Below are 2,911 nucleotides of genomic sequence, written 5' to 3'. Positions count from 1 at the left end.
CGAAAGTCGGCCTCACAAGCCAAGAGATATTGTGAAAATCGTTGTGGTTTGCGAAACGCATCAAGCCCTTCTATTACGTTTAATACTTCACGCCCTGATAATTCAAAAAGTATATGGCAATGGGTGTGAAATTCAGCGAATTTTAATGCCAGACTACTTATTTCACGGGGTACACGTAACCGTTCACATAACTCATGAGTTATTGTGATACTGCGTTTTTCGTGTCCTTTATGACTTGGCAAAATATCGGCAGGGGTCGTTCCTTTACCCAGATCATGACATACCACCGCAAAACGCACGGCCAGATCATCGGTCAGTCTGGCGGCTTGATCCAGCACCAGCATTACGTGTACACCGGTATCCACTTCGGGATGCCATTGAGAAATCTGTGGAACACCAAACAGTCGATCAATTTCTGGAAACAGTGTCTTTAAAGCGCCTACTTCTCTTAAACAGATAAAAAATAAAGAGGGTTGATTGCTTAATAGCGCTTTTTCCAGCTCCTGCCATACACGTTCAGCGACCAGATGATCCAGTTCGCCATTGGCTATCATCTGGTGAATTAATCGTTTGGTTTCATCGGCCACCTGAAAGCCGAAGCGGGCAGCAAAACGTGCTGTTCGTAATACCCTTACCGGATCTTCAACAAAGGCATTGGACACATGGCGTAAAGTCTTGTTATGCAGATCAGTTTGCCCATCAAATGGATCGATGACATTGCCATCGTCATCTTCAGCCATGGCGTTGATAGTCAGATCCCGACGTGCCAGATCTTCCTCTAAAGTGACCTTTGGTGAAGCGTAAATTTCGAAACCATGGTAACCGGGCGCCGTTTTTCGTTCAGTACGGGCAAGCGCATATTCTTCGTGAGTTTTGGGATGCAGGAAGACGGGGAAATCTTTGCCCACGGGGCGAAATCCCTGAGCCAGCATTTCATCAACAGTGCTGCCCACAACAACCCAGTCTTTATCTTTTACCGGCCGTCCCAGTAAGCGATCCCGAACACAGCCACCTACTTTATATATTCGCATAACACTATATTAAGGGTTTTTGGGACGTACTGCTGGCATACGTTCCGACATTCGCTTGATAGTCTGTTTTCTTTGAAAGTCATAGGTGGCAGCATAACTGAACACCGCGCGAACATAGCGACGGGTTTCGGTAAATGGAATGTTCTCTACCCAGATATCGGCAGGCATGGTTTGTTCCGGTAACCAGCGTGAAACACGATGAGGCCCGGCATTATAAGCCGCGGTGGCCAGTATTGGATTGTTTTGAAACTGATCCTGCATACGACGGATATAAAAGCTTCCCATCTCGATATTACGTGGTGGATGATAAAGCTCAGAATCCTGCTTTAAAGGCTTATTCAGCCAGCGTCCAACCTGCTTACCGGTGGCGGGCATGACCTGCATCAACCCCATCGCACCAGCGTGTGAGCGGGCTCTGGGATTAAAGGCACTTTCCTGCCGGGCAATGGCAAGTAACCACGAAGCATCAACTCCTACATCAGCACTGGCCTGACGCATTTCAGTGTCGTAAAGCACCGGGAAACGTAAATCCAATGCATCCCAGTAGCGTGCAGTGCCCAACAGAGCAATGGTTTGATTGTGCCAGCCCCATTTATGGGTTTCCGTGGCGACAATCTGCAGTTCGCGAGGGGTTAATGTTTGTTGCAGAAAATAGGCTTCACGTCGGGCATCAAGTAATTCATCCTGCAGATAAAACTCACGCATGCGTTGTACGCTGTCCATGGAGATAATGGACTCGCTATATTGGGGCTCAGCAACAATAGGATGGTGATTCATCGCATATTCAGCTTCAACTTTATCTGCTGCAAGAAAGGCATAAAAATCACGCTCATCCACCAAAGTACGCCATATTGCCTCGGCTTCAGTACGTTGGCCCTGTTCCGCCAGACTTCTGGCAAGCCAGTATTGCCAGCGGGTTTCCTGACGTGTGTGTTCATTCAGGCTGGCGATAGCTTTTTGTACTTCAGGCCAGTTTTGCTGCCATAAGGCCGCGCGAACCCGCCACGGGTGATTTGGCGTATCGCCATAATAATAAAGTGCTTTATCGTCTCGATCCAATGCGGCCCAAAGCCCAATGCTGCCCTGAACATCATGGCGTTCATCAGTTGAAAACTGATAACTGTTTTCCAGACGCGTCCAGTGATAGTGAGCTTTAGCAGGATCATTTCTGGCTAAACGTTTCAGGCCATAAACAACAATTTCCCTGGCCATAGCAACATCCTGTGCCAGAGAGACTCCCTGAGCGGGGGCAGGGGCCGGTAATTGAGACAGCAAACTGACAGGGTTTTTATGAATATCTTCCCAGCGCTTGGTCCAGGCCTGTGCAGTTGCACTTTGTTTTACCGTTTTGGCAAGATAGTTTGCCAGAGCAAATTGCTGGTTACGTAACGCCAGTAGCAGCCGTTGCCAGCGTAACTCATCCGTTAACCAGCCACGTTGTTCTGCGTGATGAAAAACAGCATCACATGCCTTGTCCTGGGATGCGGCAACCAGCCAGAGTTTTTCGAATGCTTGAGCAGCAGCCTGTTGTTGATTGGTAGCGATTAATGCCCGGGCATAATGACATTCACGTGCAGCCGACTGAGGCGCTTGATAAAACTCCAGATACTGCTGCCATTGTTGACTGCCAGCCAGCTTGTCCAACCAGGCGCCGCGCAGGCGCGCCTTGAAAAAGCTGTCTTCACGGGTTTGCAGAAAGTGTTTGATATTTGCTGCTTCAGTATCGTTTATCCGATGTTGCAGATATAAATAGTCCAGATATTCCTGCAACGGATAACCTTCCAGTTGCGCCTGGAGTTGACGAAACTGAGTCAGCTGATGTGTTTGCAGCGCTTTTTTGGCTTGCTGATAAAGCTTGCGCTGTTGATTGATGTCAGATG

General features: G+C 48.4%; 2 protein-coding genes. Both read right to left on the bottom strand.

The window, feature by feature from the left end; all coding sequences use genetic code 11:
* A partial coding sequence (locus B3M51_RS10085; RefSeq protein WP_292758871.1) for a multifunctional CCA addition/repair protein occupies nucleotides 1–1,031 on the bottom strand: 1,031 nt, incomplete at its 3' end.
* 9 nt (nucleotides 1,032–1,040) lie between these two features.
* A partial coding sequence (locus B3M51_RS10080; RefSeq protein ID WP_292758869.1) for a transglycosylase SLT domain-containing protein occupies nucleotides 1,041–2,911 on the bottom strand: 1,871 nt, incomplete at its 5' end.

The organism is Methylophaga sp. UBA2689 (genome assembly GCA_002354555.1).
Lineage (GTDB): Bacteria > Pseudomonadota > Gammaproteobacteria > Nitrosococcales > Methylophagaceae > Methylophaga.
Note: the sequence above shows the minus strand (reverse complement) of the source record. Positions and strands in the feature narration are given on the sequence as shown.